This window comes from Psychrobacter sp. Pi2-51, from assembly GCF_904846665.1.
Lineage (GTDB): Bacteria > Pseudomonadota > Gammaproteobacteria > Pseudomonadales > Moraxellaceae > Psychrobacter > Psychrobacter glaciei.
In genome coordinates this window covers 54,468-72,758 of sequence record NZ_CAJHBP010000016.1, presented here as the reverse complement: position 1 = coordinate 72,758, position 18,291 = coordinate 54,468, and the positions used below count along the sequence as shown (strand labels likewise).

General features: G+C 44.1%; 14 protein-coding genes and 1 pseudogene. 4 read left to right on the top strand and 11 right to left on the bottom strand.

Translation table 11 applies throughout. From position 1 onward, the window contains the following. Positions 1-168 precede the first annotated feature (168 nt). Entirely contained in the window at positions 169-1,146 is a 978-nt protein-coding gene (locus JMY08_RS09650) for a glutathione S-transferase family protein (protein ID WP_201593069.1), read from the top strand. A 125-nt stretch (positions 1,147-1,271) separates the two neighbouring features. Here the strand turns inward: JMY08_RS09650 and hemB are convergent, their stop codons facing one another. The 5 genes and pseudogenes from hemB to JMY08_RS09625 form a co-directional block, all read right to left on the bottom strand. After that, positions 1,272-2,279: a porphobilinogen synthase gene (gene hemB / locus JMY08_RS09645; protein WP_201593067.1), complete on the bottom strand. Its 1,008-nt coding sequence runs from the start codon at positions 2,277-2,279 to the stop codon at positions 1,272-1,274. Between the two features lie 382 nt (positions 2,280-2,661). Further along, positions 2,662-4,476 (bottom strand): efflux transporter outer membrane subunit, encoded by a 1,815-nt coding sequence (locus JMY08_RS09640; protein ID WP_194620225.1) that lies wholly within the window; start codon positions 4,474-4,476, stop codon positions 2,662-2,664. Beyond that, positions 4,476-7,662 (bottom strand): annotated as a pseudogene (locus JMY08_RS09635) (efflux RND transporter permease subunit). The gene JMY08_RS09640 and the pseudogene JMY08_RS09635 overlap by 1 nt, the downstream one beginning before the upstream one ends. Positions 7,663-7,697: 35 nt before the next feature. Then, positions 7,698-9,101: an efflux RND transporter periplasmic adaptor subunit gene (locus JMY08_RS09630; protein WP_201593066.1), complete on the bottom strand. Its 1,404-nt coding sequence runs from the start codon at positions 9,099-9,101 to the stop codon at positions 7,698-7,700. A 687-nt stretch (positions 9,102-9,788) separates the two neighbouring features. Beyond that, complete coding sequence (locus JMY08_RS09625) at positions 9,789-10,814, bottom strand: polyprenyl synthetase family protein (RefSeq protein ID WP_201593065.1); 1,026 nt, start codon at positions 10,812-10,814, stop codon at positions 9,789-9,791. A gap of 568 nt (positions 10,815-11,382) precedes the next feature. Between JMY08_RS09625 and rplU the strand changes: the two genes are divergently transcribed. From rplU to lolA, 3 genes are all read left to right on the top strand, one after another. Further along, positions 11,383-11,694 carry a 50S ribosomal protein L21 gene (gene rplU / locus JMY08_RS09620; protein WP_010199185.1) on the top strand — a complete coding sequence of 104 codons (312 nt, stop codon included), beginning with the start codon at positions 11,383-11,385 and terminating at the stop codon, positions 11,692-11,694. Positions 11,695-11,785: 91 nt separating this feature from the next. Next, the gene (gene rpmA / locus JMY08_RS09615) at positions 11,786-12,043 is read left to right on the top strand and encodes a 50S ribosomal protein L27 (RefSeq protein ID WP_010199200.1); all 258 of its coding nucleotides are present in this window, start codon (positions 11,786-11,788) and stop codon (positions 12,041-12,043) included. A 373-nt stretch (positions 12,044-12,416) separates the two neighbouring features. Next, a complete protein-coding gene (lolA, locus tag JMY08_RS09610) occupies positions 12,417-13,118 on the top strand; it encodes an outer membrane lipoprotein chaperone LolA (protein WP_026037202.1) in 702 nt (233 codons plus the stop codon). 133 nt (positions 13,119-13,251) lie between these two features. On the opposite strand, the gene scpB is transcribed toward lolA, so the two are convergent. The 6 genes from scpB to rplM form a co-directional block, all read right to left on the bottom strand. After that, positions 13,252-13,797, bottom strand: coding sequence for an SMC-Scp complex subunit ScpB (gene scpB, locus JMY08_RS09605; protein ID WP_201593064.1), 546 nt, complete (start codon positions 13,795-13,797; stop codon positions 13,252-13,254). 25 nt (positions 13,798-13,822) lie between these two features. Continuing rightward, positions 13,823-14,701: a segregation and condensation protein A gene (locus JMY08_RS09600; RefSeq protein WP_413786697.1), complete on the bottom strand. Its 879-nt coding sequence runs from the start codon at positions 14,699-14,701 to the stop codon at positions 13,823-13,825. 104 nt (positions 14,702-14,805) lie between these two features. After that, complete coding sequence (gene trpS, locus JMY08_RS09595) at positions 14,806-15,906, bottom strand: tryptophan--tRNA ligase (RefSeq protein WP_201593063.1); 1,101 nt, start codon at positions 15,904-15,906, stop codon at positions 14,806-14,808. A gap of 121 nt (positions 15,907-16,027) precedes the next feature. Next, on the bottom strand, positions 16,028-17,119 hold the full coding sequence (locus JMY08_RS09590) for a lysophospholipid acyltransferase family protein (protein ID WP_201593062.1): 1,092 nt from the start codon (positions 17,117-17,119) through the stop codon (positions 16,028-16,030). 238 nt (positions 17,120-17,357) lie between these two features. Beyond that, positions 17,358-17,744 carry a 30S ribosomal protein S9 gene (gene rpsI / locus JMY08_RS09585; protein WP_010199221.1) on the bottom strand — a complete coding sequence of 129 codons (387 nt, stop codon included), beginning with the start codon at positions 17,742-17,744 and terminating at the stop codon, positions 17,358-17,360. A 10-nt stretch (positions 17,745-17,754) separates the two neighbouring features. Then, entirely contained in the window at positions 17,755-18,183 is a 429-nt protein-coding gene (rplM, locus tag JMY08_RS09580; protein ID WP_010199223.1) for a 50S ribosomal protein L13, read from the bottom strand. Positions 18,184-18,291 lie beyond the last annotated feature (108 nt).

Sequence of the window (18,291 nt, the reverse complement as noted above, 5' to 3'; positions counted from 1 at the left end):
CTAAATATATCATTTAATAAGTTTAGTTTTTATTGTTAATTATAATGAATAAGAGCCTATAACTGGTATGATATCTCTCTAACTGAAGTGAGAGTCATAATAGTAATGACTTAGATTCAGTCATGCCTAACAGCGCCAAATAAAAATTAGAAATAGTCGGAGAATAATATGGGCTTATTGGTAGACGGACAATGGCAAGACAAATGGTACGAGACAGAAGCCAACGGTGGACGTTTTGAGCGTGAAGACGCAGGCTTTAGAAACTGGGTGACCGTGGATGGCAGGGCAGGACCAACAGGTATTGAGGGCTTTAAAGCCGAACCTGACCGTTACCATCTATATGTGTCGCTTGCGTGTCCTTGGGCGCATCGTGCTTTGATTTATCGTAAGCTCAAAGGTTTAGAAGACCTCATCCCAATATCCGTGGTTAATCCCTATATGAGTGAGCACGGTTGGACATTTGCAGATGATGCAGGCGTCGTTGCTGACCCAGTTATCCATGCAGACTATGCGTATGAGCTTTATACCAAAGCAAAGCCAAATTATACAGGCCGTGTCACAGTGCCGATTTTATGGGATAAGAAGACCAATACGATTGTGAGTAATGAATCATCTGAAATCATTCGCATGTTTAATTCAGCTTTCGACGAAGTTGGTGCTGTAGCAGGTAATTTTTTGCCAGCAGATCTGTTGCGCGAAATCGATGATATCAATACCTTTGTCTATTCTACGATTAATAATGGGGTGTATAAAACTGGGTTTTCGACCACACAAGAAGCCTATGAAGAGGCCGTGATTGAGCTGTTTGCGGCACTAGATACACTTGAGGCGCGCTTGGCACACCAGCGTTATCTAACAGGCAGCACTATAACCGAAGCCGATTGGCGACTGTTTACCACCTTGGTGCGTTTTGATGCCGTTTATGTTGGGCATTTTAAGTGTAATCTGCATCGCATTGTTGATTATCCAAATCTGTGGGGCTATCTGCGTGATTTATACCAAGTGCCAGGTATTGCAGAGACGGTGAATATGACTCACATCAAGCAGCATTACTACACCAGTCATGCCAATATTAATCCCACTCGTATCATACCTGTTGGTCCTGCTATTGATTTTACGACAGCGCATAATCGTGAGCAGCTGTAGATACTCATAGTTAGTACACGCAATAAATCTTTTTATTTTAATAGAGTGTCAGTATAAAAAATCGCCCCAGCGACTATGAAGCAGCTGGGGCGATTTTTGCGATATAAAAAGCCATTTAATTGCTATTAAGCATTGTTTAATTGGCGGGCAGCTTCTAATGCAAAGTACGTCAAGATACCATCAGCCCCAGCACGGCGGAAGCCAATCAAAGATTCTAAGATGACCGCATCACTCAACCAGCCGTTCTGGATAGCAGCCATATGCATGGCATATTCACCAGAGACCTGATAAGCAAAGGTTGGTACGCCAAAGGTATTTTTGACTTCACGAATCAAATCTAAGTATGGCTGACCAGGTTTTATCATGACCATATCAGCGCCTTCGTTAATGTCCATGGCGACTTCATGCAGTGCTTCAGCGCGATTGCCAAAGTCCATCTGATATTGTTTCTTGTGCCCACCTTTTAGATTGCCAGCACTGCCGACCGCATCACGGAATGGACCATAATATGCAGAGGCATACTTGGCTGAGTAGGCCATAATCGCGGTATTCACAAAACCTTCTGCTTCAAACGCATCACGCATGGCTTTGATACGACCATCCATCATGTCACTAGGCGAGATGATATCAGCACCCGCGCGGGCGTGTACTAACGCTTGCTTGACCAATACTTCGATGGTTGCATCGTTGATGACATAGCCACTGTCATCGAGCAGGCCGTCTTGACCGTGTGAAGTATAAGGATCTAATGCCACATCGGTCATGACGACCATTTCTGGCACAGCGTCTTTGACCGCCTTTATCGTACGTGCAGTCAGGGCATTTTCATCATAGGCTGCTTTGCCATCAGGCGTTTTTAGTGAGTTATCAATGACAGGGAAGATGTCGATAGTGGTGACACCTTCTGCTAATAATTCCTTGGTATAATCAATCAGCAAATCAACTGACAGGCGTTCAACACCCGGCATACTAGCGATGGTTTCACGCTGGTTGTTGCCTTCTAAGACAAATACGGGGGCGATGAAATGCTTAGGATGTAGCTCTACTTCACGAATCATAGCCCGTACATTATCGTTATAACGTAGGCGGCGCAGGCGAGTGGCAGGGTATTGGCGGTTAAAGGTATAAGTCATAATCATTCCTTACGATCGTTTTAATGGTTATCGCTTCATATCATTGGAGCATAGGTGCTGATATAGTCAGTTCAATATAAAAAAGAGACAGCGAAACTGATATAAATTTTTTGTAGTCTCTGTTTGCGTAGGCACAGCAAGCAAGAAAAACTGTACCAGTCACGCATCATAACGTCGTGTATCTATTTTATTTAGCATCGACTATAGATTTAATATTTGAAAATGGGCGCTAACAAAATAGCCGTTAGTATAGTGATTGATTCTACTATAACCAAAGACAGCTGATAAAAGCAAAAAGCCCTACCAAGTCGGCAGGGCTAATGGTACTTATCAACTGTCAATACGAGGATACTGTGATGTCACGATTTTAAGATCGAACCATTTAAGGCTCAACAATCTGCGTGACCGGCACTTGCTCAACACTATTTTCATTGAAACGCGTCTCTTCGGTAATCACACCCACTGCAGCATCTGTTTTACCATCGCTATTGACATCGACGATAGCAGTCGGCTCAAAGGTAGTGGTTTCTGACGGCTGCGCTTGTTTGATTGCGATGGCTTCTTGTACAGAAGCCACACGTGCTGAGCTCGCTGCATCAATTGCGTTAGCCGCTTTTACCTTGTTGCTATAGGCAGGTAGATTAACGACCTGAACCAAGTTGGTATATTGCGGCACAGGGATGACCGTTGGCACATCAAGGTTAGCACCGCCACCGAGCGCTTGGTACAATTCAATTTGGCTGACAAGTTTTTGTAATTCTAAATCCAAAATTCCCTGCTGGGTTGAGAATAACGAACGCTGGGCATCGAGGACATCTAGATAGTTGGAGACACCCGCTTTAAAGCGTGCATCGGCAATTTGATAGGTTTGCTCAAAGTTATCTTGTAGGCGATACTGGGATTCTAACTGCTCACCCAAGGTGGCGCGCGTCGCTAGCACATCCGACACTTCGCGGAATGCGGTTTGGATAGAGCGCTCATAACTCGAAAGCGTCTGCTCACGCTCGATTTTGGCCACATTATATTCAGCATCCAAACGTCCTGCATCAAAGATTGGGACACTAATACTTGGGCCAAAAGACCAGCCGACTGCACCGCTTTTGAACAGATCATCTAAGCTACCGCTACTGACACCAACACTACTTGCTAAGCTAATAGAAGGGAAGTAAGACGCACGTGCCACTTCGATATTGGCCCCCGCAGCTTTTAGGTTGTATTCCGCTTGTAGGACATCAGGGCGATAGCGTAACAACTCACTTGGTAAGCCGGCATTAAAGAGTTGCTGGCTAGTAATATTGCTGACTGCCGGTGTTGGAATCAACTCGTTTGGAATAGAAGCGCCAATCAAATATTGCAAGGCATTACGTGAGGTCAAGATACTGCTTTGTGCCCGTAATACGGCAAGCCTAGCATTTTCTAAAGAAGCACTGGCTTGAAGTGAAGGCAGTTTAGGATCAATGCCTGCCTCAAAACGTTTGCTCGCAATAAACAATGATCTGTCACGACTCTCAACAGTAGCTTCTGCCAGCTTAAGCTGTGCCAAGCTATAGCTTAAATTGGCATAGCTTTGGGCAATATTACTGATTAGACTAATTTGAGTCGAATCTTTCGCGGCTGTAGTCGCCAAAAAATTCTGCAACGCTTGATCTTTTAGGCTAGAAATCTTACCCCAAAAATCTAGCTCGTAGTTGGCCAATCCTAGGTTGACGTTATAACTACTGTTGGGGTTTTTGTCGGTTCTATTCTGTGCTTGGCGCGTGTAGCCGCCACTACCATTGATGGTTGGCAGATCGTTAATATCGGTGATTTGATATTGCGCTCGTGCTTTTTCAATGGCTAAACGGGCACTTTCAAAGTCTTTATTGTTCTCAAGTCCTAGAGCAATCAGCCCTTTTAGACGCTCATCGCTGTAGAAATTTTGCCAGCGTTGACCCGCAATACTTGGCTGTGACGCGTTACTAGCCGTTTCCTTGTCGAACGCCCCGTAGGCTTGTTCAATAGAGATATTGGGCTCAGCAAGTACAGGGCGAGTATCGGCTTTTGGAATGGTATTACAAGCCGCCATACTCATCGCTAAAGCAGTCAAGCCGATTAAACGACCGCTGTTCTTGCGCATGCGTGATAGAACTGGGCGCGCAAGGGTAGCTGAGGCTACCACCGCTGTAGTATTGGTTGTACATGTTTTTTGAGCACTCATTATGTATTGTCTCCAAGGCTTGCAGGCTGATAACTCTCTGAGGGAGTTGGGTTCTGAGGACCAGGCGTACCATTGTCGCCATCGCCTTTATCATTTGGCTTATTGTTGTCATACTTGTGAGGGAACACACTGCGTATCCAGATGTAGAACATCGGGATAAAGAAGATGCCTAAGAGGGTCGCCGTTACGACGCCGCCAACCACACTGGTACCAATGGCATTTTGACTGCCTGAACCTGGACCACTCGCCAAGAATAATGGCACAACACCTAGACCAAAGGCAAGTGAGGTCATGATAATGGGGCGTAGACGTTGGCGTGCTGCTGTCATGACTGCCTCTTTTAGACTATAGCCTTCCTCTTGATGCTCTTTAGCGAACTCGATAATCAAGATGGCGTTTTTGGCCGATAGACCAACCACCGTCAGTAGACCTACTTGCAGGTAAATATCGTTGGCGAAACCTCGTAACCACGTAAATATGACTGCCCCTAATACCCCAAGTGGAATGACCAGTAGGACAGAGAAGGGGATAGACCAGCTTTCATAGAGGGCTGCCAAACATAAGAACACGACTAAGATTGAAAGCGCGTAGAGCATCGGTGCTTGAGCGCCTGACTTTTGCTCTTCTAGTGACATACCTGTCCACTCGTAACCGATACCTTCAGGTAGCTTCTCAATCATGGTTTCCATCGAGCTCATGGCTTCACCAGTACTTAGACCGGGCGCAGCACTACCTTGGATGTTCATAGACGGTAAACTGTTATAGCGGGTCAGACGTGGTGAGCCTGATTGCCATTCACTGGTCGAAAAAGCATTAAATGAGATCATATCGCCCATTTCATTTCGCACATACCATTTACCAATATCATCAGGATTGGTACGGCTACTCGCTTCACCTTGAACAAAGACGCGTTTAATACGACCACGATCAATGAAGTCATTAACGTAGCTTGAGCCCCAAGCGGTTGAGATAACGCTATTGATATTACCTAGTGACAAGCCATAAGCGGCGGCTTGCTCTTGGTTGATATTCACCTTAAGCTGCGGTGAGTCTTCCTGACCGTTAGGACGTACACCAGCGACTTGATCGTTTTGCGCTGCCATGCCTAGCAGCATGTTTCGTGCTTCAAGTAGCCCATCATGACCAAGATTACCATTATCTTGGAGCATCAAATCAAAACCACTGGCGTTACCAAGTTCGGTAATGGCTGGCGGTACAATCGCAAAAACTTGCGCTTCATTTAATTGAGTAAAGAAGTAACCCATTGCTCGACCAGCAACAGCCTGAGCAGTGTTCTCATCACCCGAACGCGCTTCCCAATCTGACAGGCGAACGAATGCCAGTCCCATATTTTGCCCTTGACCTGCAAAGCTGAAGCCTGCAATGGTAAAGACGGAGGCAATGTTATCGGTTTCTTGAGTGTCGTAATAGTTTCTTACTTTATCGAGCACTTCTTGTGTTTCATCTAACGTCGAACCGGCAGGAAGCTGAACCAAAGTAAACATAATACCTTGATCTTCTTCTGGTAAAAATGAGCCGGGAATACGTAAGAATACCACCACCATGACGCCAATAATGGCCGCATAACCAATCAAATATAGCCATTTGAAGCGAAAGCTTTTACCGACAAAGCCTTCGTATGAACGACTAAGCTTAAAGAATGAGCGGTTAAACCAGCCAAAGAAGCCTTTTTGCTTTTCTTCGTTGCCTTTTTCATGGCTCTTGCCACGTTTTAATAAGGTCACGCATAGCGCAGGGGTGAAAACAAGGGCGACAATGGCTGATAACACCATAGCAGTAATCAAAGTAATGGAGAACTGACGGTAAATTACGCCTGTCGAACCACCGAAGAAGGCCATCGGTACAAATACTGCTGATAGAATCAAAGCAATACCGATAACAATCTTACTAATCTCACCCATCGATTGAATGGTCGCGTCTTTAATAGAAATATGAGGATCTTCTTCTAAGATGCGTTCAACGTTCTCTACCACAACGATCGCATCATCGACCAGTAGACCGATGGATAGTACCATCGCAAACATAGTCAGCACGTTGATACTAAAGCCCGCTACATAAAGCACTGCAAACGTGCCCAGCAAAACGACAGGTACGGCAAGCGTCGGAATAATAGTTGCACGCCAGTTCTGTAAGAAAATGAACATGACGATAAATACCAACACAATCGCCTCAATGAGGGTCATGACGACTTGTTCGATAGACAAGCGTACGAATGGCGTTGTGTCATTCCGCCATACGTGCGCCAACGGCTTCACGAGTCTCAAGCGCGTTAGCACCACCTGCGAGTGAAATACCCAAAGCGGCAGCTTCTTGACCGTTGTATAGCGATACTACACTATAGTCTGCACTACCGATTTCGACATCTGCCACATCGCCTAAGCGTACTTGGGCGCCTGAGGTGTCTGTTTTTAACAGAATATTTTGGAATTCTTCAGGTGTTTGTAGATAGCTTTGCACTGTAACGGTGGCATTGATAACCTGTTGGTCGGTATCAGCAGGTGCTTGACCTAGCTGACCAGCAGATACTTGCGCGTTCTGCGCTCGTATTGCATTGACGACATCAGACGGTACCATGTTATAGCTGCGTAGGCGTGAAGGGTCAAGCCATACACGCATCGCATAGGTAGAGCCGAAGACTTGAACTTCACCCACACCCTCTACACGACTGATCGAATCGACGACATTGGAGTTAATGTAATCGGCAATATCCGCTCGATCCATAGTGCCATCTTCAGAAATAAATGCTTGCACCATCAAAAAGCTGCTAGACGATTTATTGACGTTGACGCCCTGACGCTGAACAGACTCAGGCAAGGAGCTCATCGCGGCTTGCAGTTTGTTCTGTACTTGTACTTGTGCGGTATCAGAATCAGTACCATTCTCAAAGGTAAGCGTCACTGAGGCGCTACCATTTGACGAGCTCGATGACGACATATACATCAGACCATCAAGACCCTTCATACGTTGTTCAATGATCTGTACGACTGAGTTCTCGACAGTTTGTGCGTTAGCACCAGGATAGCTGGCACTGACTGAGATGGTCGGTGGTGCAATACGTGGATACTGTTCGATCGGTAGGTTAATGACCGATATCACCCCGATGAGCATGACTAAAATAGCCATAACCCATGCAAAAATAGGGCGATTAATAAAAAAACGTGACATAGTATATCCCTAAGTCTTCCTATCTTTGAATGGAATTAGTTAGCAGTGGTTTCTGTAGGTTTCTTAGCAGAAGTTCCGTTACCAGCTGGCTTATCCACCGTTTTTGCAGCTTGCTGAGGCGTTTTGGCGTTTGGCGTGCCTTGTCCTTTTGCAGATGGTGCTGGATTGGCGCTTTCTAATGGCTTAGCCACTACCTCTTGATCAGGTTTGACTTTTGAGCCACCAATAATCACGACCTTATCACCTGCTTTTAGACCGTCAGTAACTACCCATTGTCCGTTATAAGTACCATTAATAGTGACTGGACGTACTTGGATTTTGTTGTTTTCATCGACGATATAGACTTGCGTCTCACTCTTAGGCGTACGTGACACTGCACTTTGCGGCACTAGCGCGGCATTGGTAATGACGCTTTGGGTCAAGCGTGCAGTGACATACATACCCGGCAGCAAGATGTTATTGCTGTTCGGGAAGATGGCACGCAAGGTCACAGCGCCAGTTGACGCATCAACCTTTGCTTCAGACAACGCAAGCTTGCCACGTACAGGATAGACTGAGCCATCTTCTAGAACCAATTCAACCGAGTTCATACCGGGTTGTGCTTTGCCTTCAGATATTTGCTGGCGTAATTTGAGCAGCTCAGACGATGATTGGCTGATATCTACATAGATAGGGTCTAGACGCGAAATCGTCACCAGTGGGCTGGCTTGACTGGCGCTTACCAAGGTACCCGCAGTCACATTCGAGCGTTCTGTGCGCCCTGAGATCGGTGCCCGTACAATCGTACGGTTAAGATCTAACGTGCTGGACTCCAATCCTGCTTGAGCCGTTTGAATACCTGCTTTCGCGCTTTCGATACCTGCTTGTGTCTGACCGACCGCCGCACGCGCACTTTCTAATGAAGCTTGTGCCGTACGGACTTCTGTCTGTGCTTGATCGTATTGTTGTTTAGAGATAGCGTCGATCTCTACCAGACCTTGTAGTCGCTGAAAATCATTGACCGCTTGGGCTAATGAAGCTTGGCGACTGCCCAATTCAGCTTTGGCATTGGCGTTATTGGCCAGTGCAGTTTGATAATTGGCTTGAGACTGCGCAACTGCTGCTTCACCGCTGGTGATAGAAGTGGCATAGTTATCAGTATTGATACGATAAAGTGGCTGGTCTTTTTTGACGTTACCGCCCTCACGGAACAGTACCTCGTCAATGACGCCATTAACCTGTGGACGAACGTCAGCGGTTTGATAGGCCGCAGTGCGTCCAGAGAATGTTTGTACTTGGGGTACGGTATCGAGAGTGACAGTCTGAACGTTGACAACCGCAGGCGGCATCTGCTGCTGTGCGGCATCTGCGCCAGCGGCGTCCTCGTTTTTGTCACAGCCAATCAGTACAGCTCCAGATAGTACAGATGCTATTACAAGCGCAAGAGTAGAGTGCTTCATCAATGTCCTCGGCAATAGGTATAAAATAAATAGTGACAGTATAAAAAATTTATAAGTAAATAAATCTTAACGTATGAAATTTTAAAGGTATTGAATTTTAAAGGTATTAAATATAGGGGCAGTCTTAACGCTAAGTACAAGCCATACCTTGCTCAGATCACTTTCGATAACATCAGTTTTAATAGAACCAATTTTAATATCACGTAATGACTAGAATGCCCAGTTCTTACGTTTGTATGATGAATCATGAGGCAAGGTTTTTAGCATTATAGATGTAGGCAAGCCACAGAGTTGATTAGTAAATTTAATCAGTTATTATAAACTAATGGGGTTACCCCACAGTCAAGTACTTTAGGAGAGGGAAGGCGGCAAAAAGCGGCAATATTACGTTTTATGAATAAACGAGGTGCCGCTATAGTAAGCCTCACCTCAGTTAACCGCTAATAGGGCGACATACAACCTACTATCAAAACATATTGTAAACTTTTGTTATATTTATAAACCACATAATCATTGAGGCTTTTAAACGATGAAAATTTGGGTTTGTAAACAAAATAACGAATTTATCAACTAATAATTATGACCATAAAAATAGGGCTCAATAGTTTCTACTATGCATAAATCAGTATCACAATAGAAACGCGAATCGAGACTAATAACCGTTAAAAAACGATGCTGCTACACTATCTACACTAAACGTGCGCTAGCAAGCTCGGTCAGTTGATGTAAACCTTGACGATAGCGATTGTCTGGTAGCGTGCTCAGTGCTTGTTGCGCCAATTTGGTTTCTTCCAAAGCACGTTGTTTGCAATAATCTAATGAGCCTGAGCGGCGCACCAAATCAATAAGCTGTTCAGCGTTAGGCGTTTTCCCAGTTTGTACGGCAATGCGGAGCTGCTCATAGCCTTCTGTATCGCTGTTTTTTAGCAACTCAAGCGCTTTGATCGTTGGTAAAGTAGGTTTGCCTTCAGCAAGGTCGTCGCCTAGGTTTTTGCCCATCACTTCACTATCGCCACTATAATCAAGCACATCATCGATAATCTGAAAGGCATTGCCAAAGTGTTGACCAAAATCACCCAATGCCTGCATATATTCTGTTTTATCTTGCAAGATAGCGGCACCTTGGGTCGCCATCATAAACAGACGTGAGGTTTTACCATCGATAATGCGTAGGTAGTCTTCTTCTGTCGCGGCAGGGTTATGCTGATGTTGTAACTGCAACACTTCACCTTCAGCAATATCACAAGTACCATCCGAGAACACTTGCAACAATGGCAAGCTTTGAAAACCGACCAGTAGGTTGAAAGCTCGGGCAATGAGGTAATCACCGACCAGTACGGCTGTGGCGTTATCCCATGTGGCATTGGCGGTTGGCTTACCGCGGCGCTGTCCTGACTCATCAATGACATCATCGTGAACGAGGGTAGCAGTATGCAGCATCTCAGTGATGGCAGCTAAATGCATGGCTTTTTCTGATGGATTGTCATTGAACATGCGGGCACATAATAAGGTAATCAGTGGACGCATACGTTTACCACCAGCATTGATTACATGCTGCGAGACGCTCATGACGAGCTGTACTTTTGAGTTGAGACTACCAAATACTTGCTTGTCCATCACCTCAAAATCATCAGCGACGATACTTTGAATATCAGCATAGCTAGGCATGGATTGAGTCATAGAAGAGGTATTAGTTGAAGAGGTAATAGTCATAATAAATAGTCATATTAATAAGAATAAAGAGAGTTTTTATAACCTTGACTTTATCTATCTATAGGTAAGGTATCGTTTTGCTTATAATAGCATAGCTGTACGTTTAAATTGTGGGTTAAAGTATATAGCAGAAGTAGATCAAAAGTGTTTTATACACGCTTTACTGCGCGGGTTAACAAGAATAAAAACTGTAAAAACCTCTTATATTTTGAATATATGTTCCCTAGCTTATTTAAAATTCTTTAATCACATAAATGACTCATAAAAGGCTGTAAGTAACTGATTGCATAAGTTATAATAACCGCTGTTGGGCTTAATCGATCATTCGTCATTGCTGTTTTGTATGCTCATATTAGAATTGTTGTCTATGACGCTCTTATAATCAGCAGTAGATATAGCAGGATGAGTGATTGTCATTAGTGTAACCACCTTACAAAAACAAGAGGCGCGGCTTGCTTTTATGAGCAAAAAGCCGTAAAATCTTGCCTTTAATTTTTCCCTGTCGTGTTCGTCGTAAAAGCGTTGGTATAACATCAGCCACGGCACACGGGTTAAACGGAGTCATACAATGTACGCAGTAATCAAAACTGGTGGTAAACAGCACCGTGTAGTCGTCGATGAATTGCTTAAAGTTGAACTACTAAAAGCAGAAACTGGCGCTACAATCAAATTTGAAGACGTATTGATGATTGTTGACGGTGAAACTGTCAAAATCGGTCAACCTATCGTTGAAGGTGCTAGCGTTGAAGTTGAAGTTGTTGAGCATGGTCGCGGCGAAAAAATTCGTATCGTCAAGCACAACCGTCGTAAGCATTATCACAAAGAGCAAGGTCACCGCCAATGGTATACCTTGTTAAAAATCAAAGCCATTAATGCCTAATTACCCATTTAGCAATTATTGCTAAACAGCGCACTAAATGCTTAAGAGTTGTCGCATTAGCGATAAGTCACATTAACAAGGAGATTTTCTCATGGCACATAAAAAAGCTGCCGGCTCGTCACGTAACGGTCGTGATTCAAACCCAAAAATGCTCGGCGTAAAAATCTTTGGCGGTCAAGCCATCGTCGCTGGTAACATCATCGTTCGTCAACGTGGTACAGAATTCCACGCAGGCGAAGGCGTTGGCATGGGTCGTGATCACACTTTATTTGCACTGAATGACGGTGTTGTAAAGTTTGCGACCAAAGGTAAATTCAACCGTCGTTATGTTATGGTTGAAAGTGCATAATTGCCCATCTGAATTGTTTTATTCTCTGTGAATAAAATAATCTGATGACTAGAAAAGCCTCTATTACCGTATGGTAGTGGAGGCTTTTTTATATCCATACTTCAGAGTAGGTTTGCGTTCGTGAGCCATAAAAGTCTTTAAAACCCTATCTAAAAACCTTGACGTACTGTGTAACAGAGTTGGTTACAAGCGTGTATGGCAGGCGTAGTAATGATTGCAAATCATGACTAGGCGCGTAATGAAAAAACTGGCACACTGTGCGCATTGCTTAATGACACTGGTTTTATCTGGTGAGTTAAACATTATCGAAAACAAAAAATTTAATAAGAACATTTATTTTTTAGCGATTACGCACTTTAAGAGAGAATTAATAATGACTTTACTAAACAAACAAACGATTGAACAGACAACCACTCTAAAACAAAAAATAATGAGCGGTGCTTTAGCGGGCGTATTAATGACTTCGCTTGGTGTTGCAGCTCCAATGATGGCATTGACTCAGTCTGCTACCGCCGCGCCTGCTGACAATCTAACAGCAGCCACACGTCTGAATAAACTGTTAACAAACACAAAAAGCATGACAGCCAACTTTAGCCAAACGACAAAAGGCGCTAGTAGCGGTACTTTTTCTGGCTCTATGAGTGTGCAGCGTCCAAACAACTTTCGCTGGGAGACAAAATCACCTTCACAGCAGCTGATCATTGCTAATGGTAGCTCTATGTGGGTCTATGATAAAGATTTAGAGCAAGCGACCAAACAAAATGTCGATAGCCAAGTGGGCAATACCCCAGCACTATTATTGTCAGGTGATCCAAGCAAAATTGATCAAAGCTTTAAAATCACCCAGCCGTACGACAACAAAAACTATTATGTGCTGTATCCAAAGTCAGATAGTGCCAGTTTTAAGAGTTTATCAATGAGTTTTAGCGGTGGTAAACCAGTGATGATGGTATTAAATGATACCTTGGGTCAAACCACTTCTATCAAATTCAGCGGTATTAAGTTAAACCCAAGCATTAGCAGCAGTCAGTTCAAATTTACTCCACCCAAGGGTGTTGATATTATTAATCAGTAATCAGTAATCAGTAATCAGTAATCAGTACTGCTAATTGATGACACACTCAAGCTGTATTGGTTTACACCAATTAGCTTCGAAAAAAAGGACAGACCTAATGAGGTCTGTCCTTTTTTTCGAAGCCATATAAACATTATGCCATGGTCTTGATGGCTGCCATATCTGGCATTGGTGGTAACTCATCTAAATCACTCAGTCCAAATGCATCTAAGAATTGCGCAGTGGTATGTAGCAATGCTGGTCGACCCAAAGTCTCTTTATAGCCCTTCTCTTCAATCCAACCTTTATCAAACAATTGGCGCAATATATTGCTCGATAGTGTTACACCGCGCACGTGCTCGATATCACTGCGGGTCACTGGTTGTTTATAAGCAACCACACTTAAGGTCTCAAGTAGGGCTTGGCTTAGCCGCTCTTGACGTTGCGGGAACACGCGTTGGATTAAAAGGCTGTAGCTATCTGCGATTTGCAAGCGATAACCACTGGCAGTTTCATGTAAGCTAAGGACGCCCGTATCTAAGCGTTGTCTTAGTAGATCTAAAGCTTGTTTTAGCTCTTTACTAGACAACGACAGGTGCTTTTTCAAGGCATTGGCAGGGAGTGGTGCTTCAGATGCATGCAACAGCACTTCGATATGCTTGCTTATCTCTTCAAGATGTTGACAATGAATATCTGTCATTAGAAAAGCTCTCTTTTGAAAATCATTAAGCCAACCACTGTAAGGTCAACGGTCCCATTTGCTCGTTTATAGCAGATTGATTCGTATCCATTGAAGTCTTATCACCGTCAGAAGCAGAACTTACCACAACACCAACTAGTTGCCGCTTCATCAGCTCGAGCACGGCGACAAAGCTAACCACTACACCTATTTTACCTTGCGCTTTGTCTAGGAGCTCATAAAAGGAGCGTGCACCATCCGTGCTTAATTGCCTACTAATACTGGCAATACGATCGGCAAGTGGAACGGTATCGACCTTGATGGAATGCATTTGATAGTCTGGCTGTAGCTGCATTTTGAACAAGCTATCAATCAATAAATTCGGTGAGTAGTTCGGCAGCTCGGCATTCATGATGTCTTGACTGGGCATACTGACCATCGCCAAGAACACATCACGCTCAAGACGTACCAGACTATCCAAGCGCTGACTGGCTACTTTAATTTGCGCATACTCCTCAAGGCGCTCAATCAGCTCAGCTTTTGGGTCGCGCTCATCGGTAGGCATTTCGGGCTTGGGTAGTAACAGCTCGGTTTTAATCGCAATCAACGTTGATGCCATCAATAGATAATCACCAGCCAACTCAAAGTGCTCGGTATCTAATTCGCTGATGTAAGCCAAGTATTGCTCAGTGATAGGCAGTATTGGCATTTGCGTCAGATCAACGTTGTTTTTTTTGACCAGATATAATAAAAAATCTAACGGTCCAGCAAATTGCTCTAACCAAATAGCAAATGCTTGTGGCGGTACGTAAAGGTCTTCTGGCAAATGCTGTACTGGCGTTTGATAGATGCGTAACGACGTATCACGGATAGTTGAGTGGTCTGTAACACTTGTAGCGTCATGACTCGTTAGAGATTCAGACATTTGATCGGCATCTATGGACAAGACAGCTTGAGATACAGCTGTTTGTCCATACTGTAGGTCAGTATCCACGTTTTATATCCGTATTGGTGACCATCATTAAATGACTATTTAAGTTTGGCAAGTGGACGAATACCAATGGCGCGGCGAGTCTTGTCTAACTGTTTACGGCTATGGCGACGGGCTTTTTCTGCACCCATTTGTAAGATTGCTTCCAACTCTTTTGGATTGGCCATTAGCTCTTGGTAACGCTCGCGAAATGGGGCAATTTCAGCATCTATTTTGTCAAATAATGCTTGCTTGGCATCGCCCCAGCCAATACCAGCGGCAAACTGCATACGCATGTCGGCGATTTCTTGCGGCGTAGCAAAGGCTTTATAAATCTCAAAGATAGCAGAGTCGTCAGGATCTTTCGGCTCTTCAGGCAGCTGTGAGTTAGTGACGATCTTCATGATGGCTTTGTGCATTTGTTTTTCGGCACTGACTTGCGGATTAGACTCACCAAATAGCGGAATAGTGTTGCCATAGCTTTTGCTCATTTTGCGACCATCAAGCCCTGTTAATAGAGGCATCTCATCATCGACGACGGCTGAAGGTAGCGTAAATAGCGGCTTATATTTATGATTAAAAGTTCCGGCAATATCACGTGCCATCTCAATATGCTGAATTTGATCACGTCCTACTGGTACGTGAGTAGCATTAAACATTAAGATATCCGCAGCCATTAATACGGGATAGCCAAACAGACCCATCGTGATACCTTGATCGGGATCAACGTCAGTTTTTTCGTTATTAATATCGACAGATGCCTTATAAGCATGGGCACGGTTCATCAGACCCTTGGCACATGAACAATTGAGTACCCACGCCAGCTCCGGTATCTCTGGCACATCTGATTGACGATAAAAAGTCACACGCTCAGGATCAAGGCCACAAGCAAGCCAAGTTGCAGCAATCGCTTTAGTGGACTCATGAATGGCAGCAGGATCATGGCATTTAATGATGCCATGATAGTCTGCTAAGAAAAAAAATGCTTCACTGTCACTATTCTGAATAGATGCTATCGCTGGTCGAATTGCGCCAACGTAATTACCTAAATGGGGGATACCAGTAGTGGTGATACCGGTTAAAATGCGTTTGGCTTGCGTTGAGCTATTAGAGATTTGGCTATCAGAGGTCTGATTATCAGAAGTACGGTTGTTACTCATGGGAAATCCATTATTTGGTTTATCAAATTATTATAAATTTATGGTTAGTTTTGCACAGTTAATGGCAAAAATATTAGCCTCAAAGTATAGCAAATTTTACTTATATTTTTGGGAATAAAGTCTACTTATAGATATTTGTGCGACCATTAGGCCCATGTTTAAAGCGCCGATGAAACCACATCCACTGGGTGGGATCGATACGAATGAGTCCTTCTAAGACTTCATTCACCTGAGTGGCGTCAGCAACCTCATCATTACTTGGATAATTATGCAGCTCAGGCGTAATCGTCAGATGATAATGCGGGCGTTTGCCACTCGGCAAGTTATCTGGCGTTTGCCGATAGGTATGCAATGCCATGACAGCAGGCGGATGCGCCTTGCTGCCCAATTTTGCCATGCGTCTTGAGGCAGTGATAGTGGCTGCTGGCACACCAAAAAACGGTGCCATGACACCTTGCTTGAGACCATAGTCTTGATCAGGAGAATACCAAATAACATGCCCGGCTTTAATTGAACTCACCAAGCTACGCATATCACGACTGGAGATTTGCTTACCAAATATATTGGTACGACCGTTATAAATGAACCAATCAAGTAGCGGGTTATTCTGTGTACGATACATACAGTCTAAGGCAAAAAACTGTGCGCAAAACAATCCACCCAAATCAAGCATCGTATAATGTGCACCTAGCAAAATGACCGGACGATTTTCGTTTTGGGCATTAACTAAATGCTGTAGTCCTGAAATAGAAACGGTGCGAGTAAAGACATTCGGGCGGAACCAAGCACACAAGGTTTCAAATATACCAATACCTTGATTGACAAAGACTTGCTTTGCCATCAGCTCACGTTCAACTTCCGGCTTTTCTGGAAAGGCCAGTTTTAAATTAATGAGCGTATCACGTCGCCGCGAGCCTACAACTTTGTAAAACAAGATACCCACTTTACGCCCTAGCCAAAACTGCCAGCGTAGCGGTAGATAAATCATGGGCAACATCATCAAGAACAATAGCCAAATTGCCCAATATTTAGGCGATAAGAACTGCCATTGAAAGGGCTTTTTGTCTGCTTGTGCCGTACGTTTATGAGTTTGGGTAATCGTTGGCGTGCCGACAGGAATGGCGGGCGACTTATCCGACCGCTGCATACTCAGTGGTGGTATGCTATTTTTTGATGGCGGTTTGCTGGGGTCGTATTGTTCGGGCGCTTTCATAATGTCCTTTTGTAGCACTGTTTATAACGTCGGAGCTAATGACAAAAAGTTATTATTATGATGGGGTAGTCGCTACTGGTTTGCAAGCTGGTTTTCGACACTTAACGAGCAGCCATAAAAAAACCTCATAAACTGTGACCAGCTTATGAGGTTTTGCAAATCTATTCTTTTGCTTAATACTGTTAGATCGACTCTGAGAAAAAGGCGATAACCACAAAAAGCAAAGAAGTAGCTTTGATTAACGTTTCGAGAATTGTGGACGTTTACGTGCTTTACGTAGGCCCAATTTCTTACGTTCAACTTGACGTGAGTCACGAGTCACAAAACCAGCTGCTTTTAGAGCAGGTTTGTTGGCTTCGTCAAGCTCAATCAATGCACGCGTGATGCCGTGACGGATTGCGCCAGCTTGACCACTAATACCGCCGCCTTTTACAGTGATGTAAAGGTCATAAGCAGTAGGGGTGTCAAGTAATTCTAAAGGCTGACGAACAACCATGCGCGACGTTTCGCGACTGAAATACTCATCAAGTGGTTTGCCGTTAACAACAATGCTACCAGTACCTTTCGCTAAAAAGACACGAGCGGTAGAAGTTTTGCGGCGACCAGTTCCGTAATTGCGTTCCATAAGTATATCCTTAGATGTCTAGTGCTTTAGGTTGCTGTGCTTCATGTGGATGTTCAGTACCCGCATAAAGTTTCAGCTTCTTGATCATCGCATAGCCAAGAGGACCTTTTGGAAGCATACCCTTAACCGCTTTGTGTAGAACATCTTCAGGCTTATGTGCAAGCAATTTACTGAAGTTGGTTTCTTTGATACCACCTGGGTAGCCACTGTGACGATAGTACTTTTTATCTTGCGCTTTTTTACCCGTTACCGTGATTTTGTCAGCGTTGATGACAACAATAAAGTCACCAGTGTCAACGTGCGGCGTAAAAGATGGCTTATGCTTGCCACGTAAGCGAGTAGCGATTTGAGTGGCTAAGCGACCAAGGGTTTTGCCGTCAGCATCTACGACATACCAGTCATGGGTCACTTCAGCTGGTTTTGCACTAAGTGTTTTCATGATAAAACCTTAAAATTAGAATTCGTTGAGAGTTTAGCTGGGAAAACGGGGCTCTCAAAAAACAGACTGCACATTATAAGCAGTAGCGCCTACGCTTGCAAGCTGCAT

What these genes read in the sequence shown, in the direction of transcription:
- JMY08_RS09650 (WP_201593069.1), top strand. Translation starts at nt 169, where the DNA reads ATGGGCTTATTGGTAGACGGACAATGGCAAGACAAATGGTACGAGACA.
- hemB (WP_201593067.1), bottom strand. Translation starts at nt 2,279, where the DNA reads ATGACTTATACCTTTAACCGCCAATACCCTGCCACTCGCCTGCGCCGC.
- JMY08_RS09640 (WP_194620225.1), bottom strand. Translation starts at nt 4,476, where the DNA reads ATGAGTGCTCAAAAAACATGTACAACCAATACTACAGCGGTGGTAGCC.
- JMY08_RS09630 (WP_201593066.1), bottom strand. Translation starts at nt 9,101, where the DNA reads ATGAAGCACTCTACTCTTGCGCTTGTAATAGCATCTGTACTATCTGGA.
- JMY08_RS09625 (WP_201593065.1), bottom strand. Translation starts at nt 10,814, where the DNA reads ATGACTATTACCTCTTCAACTAATACCTCTTCTATGACTCAATCCATG.
- rplU (WP_010199185.1), top strand. Translation starts at nt 11,383, where the DNA reads ATGTACGCAGTAATCAAAACTGGTGGTAAACAGCACCGTGTAGTCGTC.
- rpmA (WP_010199200.1), top strand. Translation starts at nt 11,786, where the DNA reads ATGGCACATAAAAAAGCTGCCGGCTCGTCACGTAACGGTCGTGATTCA.
- lolA (WP_026037202.1), top strand. Translation starts at nt 12,417, where the DNA reads ATGACTTTACTAAACAAACAAACGATTGAACAGACAACCACTCTAAAA.
- scpB (WP_201593064.1), bottom strand. Translation starts at nt 13,797, where the DNA reads ATGACAGATATTCATTGTCAACATCTTGAAGAGATAAGCAAGCATATC.
- JMY08_RS09600 (WP_413786697.1), bottom strand. Translation starts at nt 14,701, where the DNA reads ATGTCTGAATCTCTAACGAGTCATGACGCTACAAGTGTTACAGACCAC.
- trpS (WP_201593063.1), bottom strand. Translation starts at nt 15,906, where the DNA reads ATGAGTAACAACCGTACTTCTGATAATCAGACCTCTGATAGCCAAATC.
- JMY08_RS09590 (WP_201593062.1), bottom strand. Translation starts at nt 17,119, where the DNA reads ATGAAAGCGCCCGAACAATACGACCCCAGCAAACCGCCATCAAAAAAT.
- rpsI (WP_010199221.1), bottom strand. Translation starts at nt 17,744, where the DNA reads ATGGAACGCAATTACGGAACTGGTCGCCGCAAAACTTCTACCGCTCGT.
- rplM (WP_010199223.1), bottom strand. Translation starts at nt 18,183, where the DNA reads ATGAAAACACTTAGTGCAAAACCAGCTGAAGTGACCCATGACTGGTAT.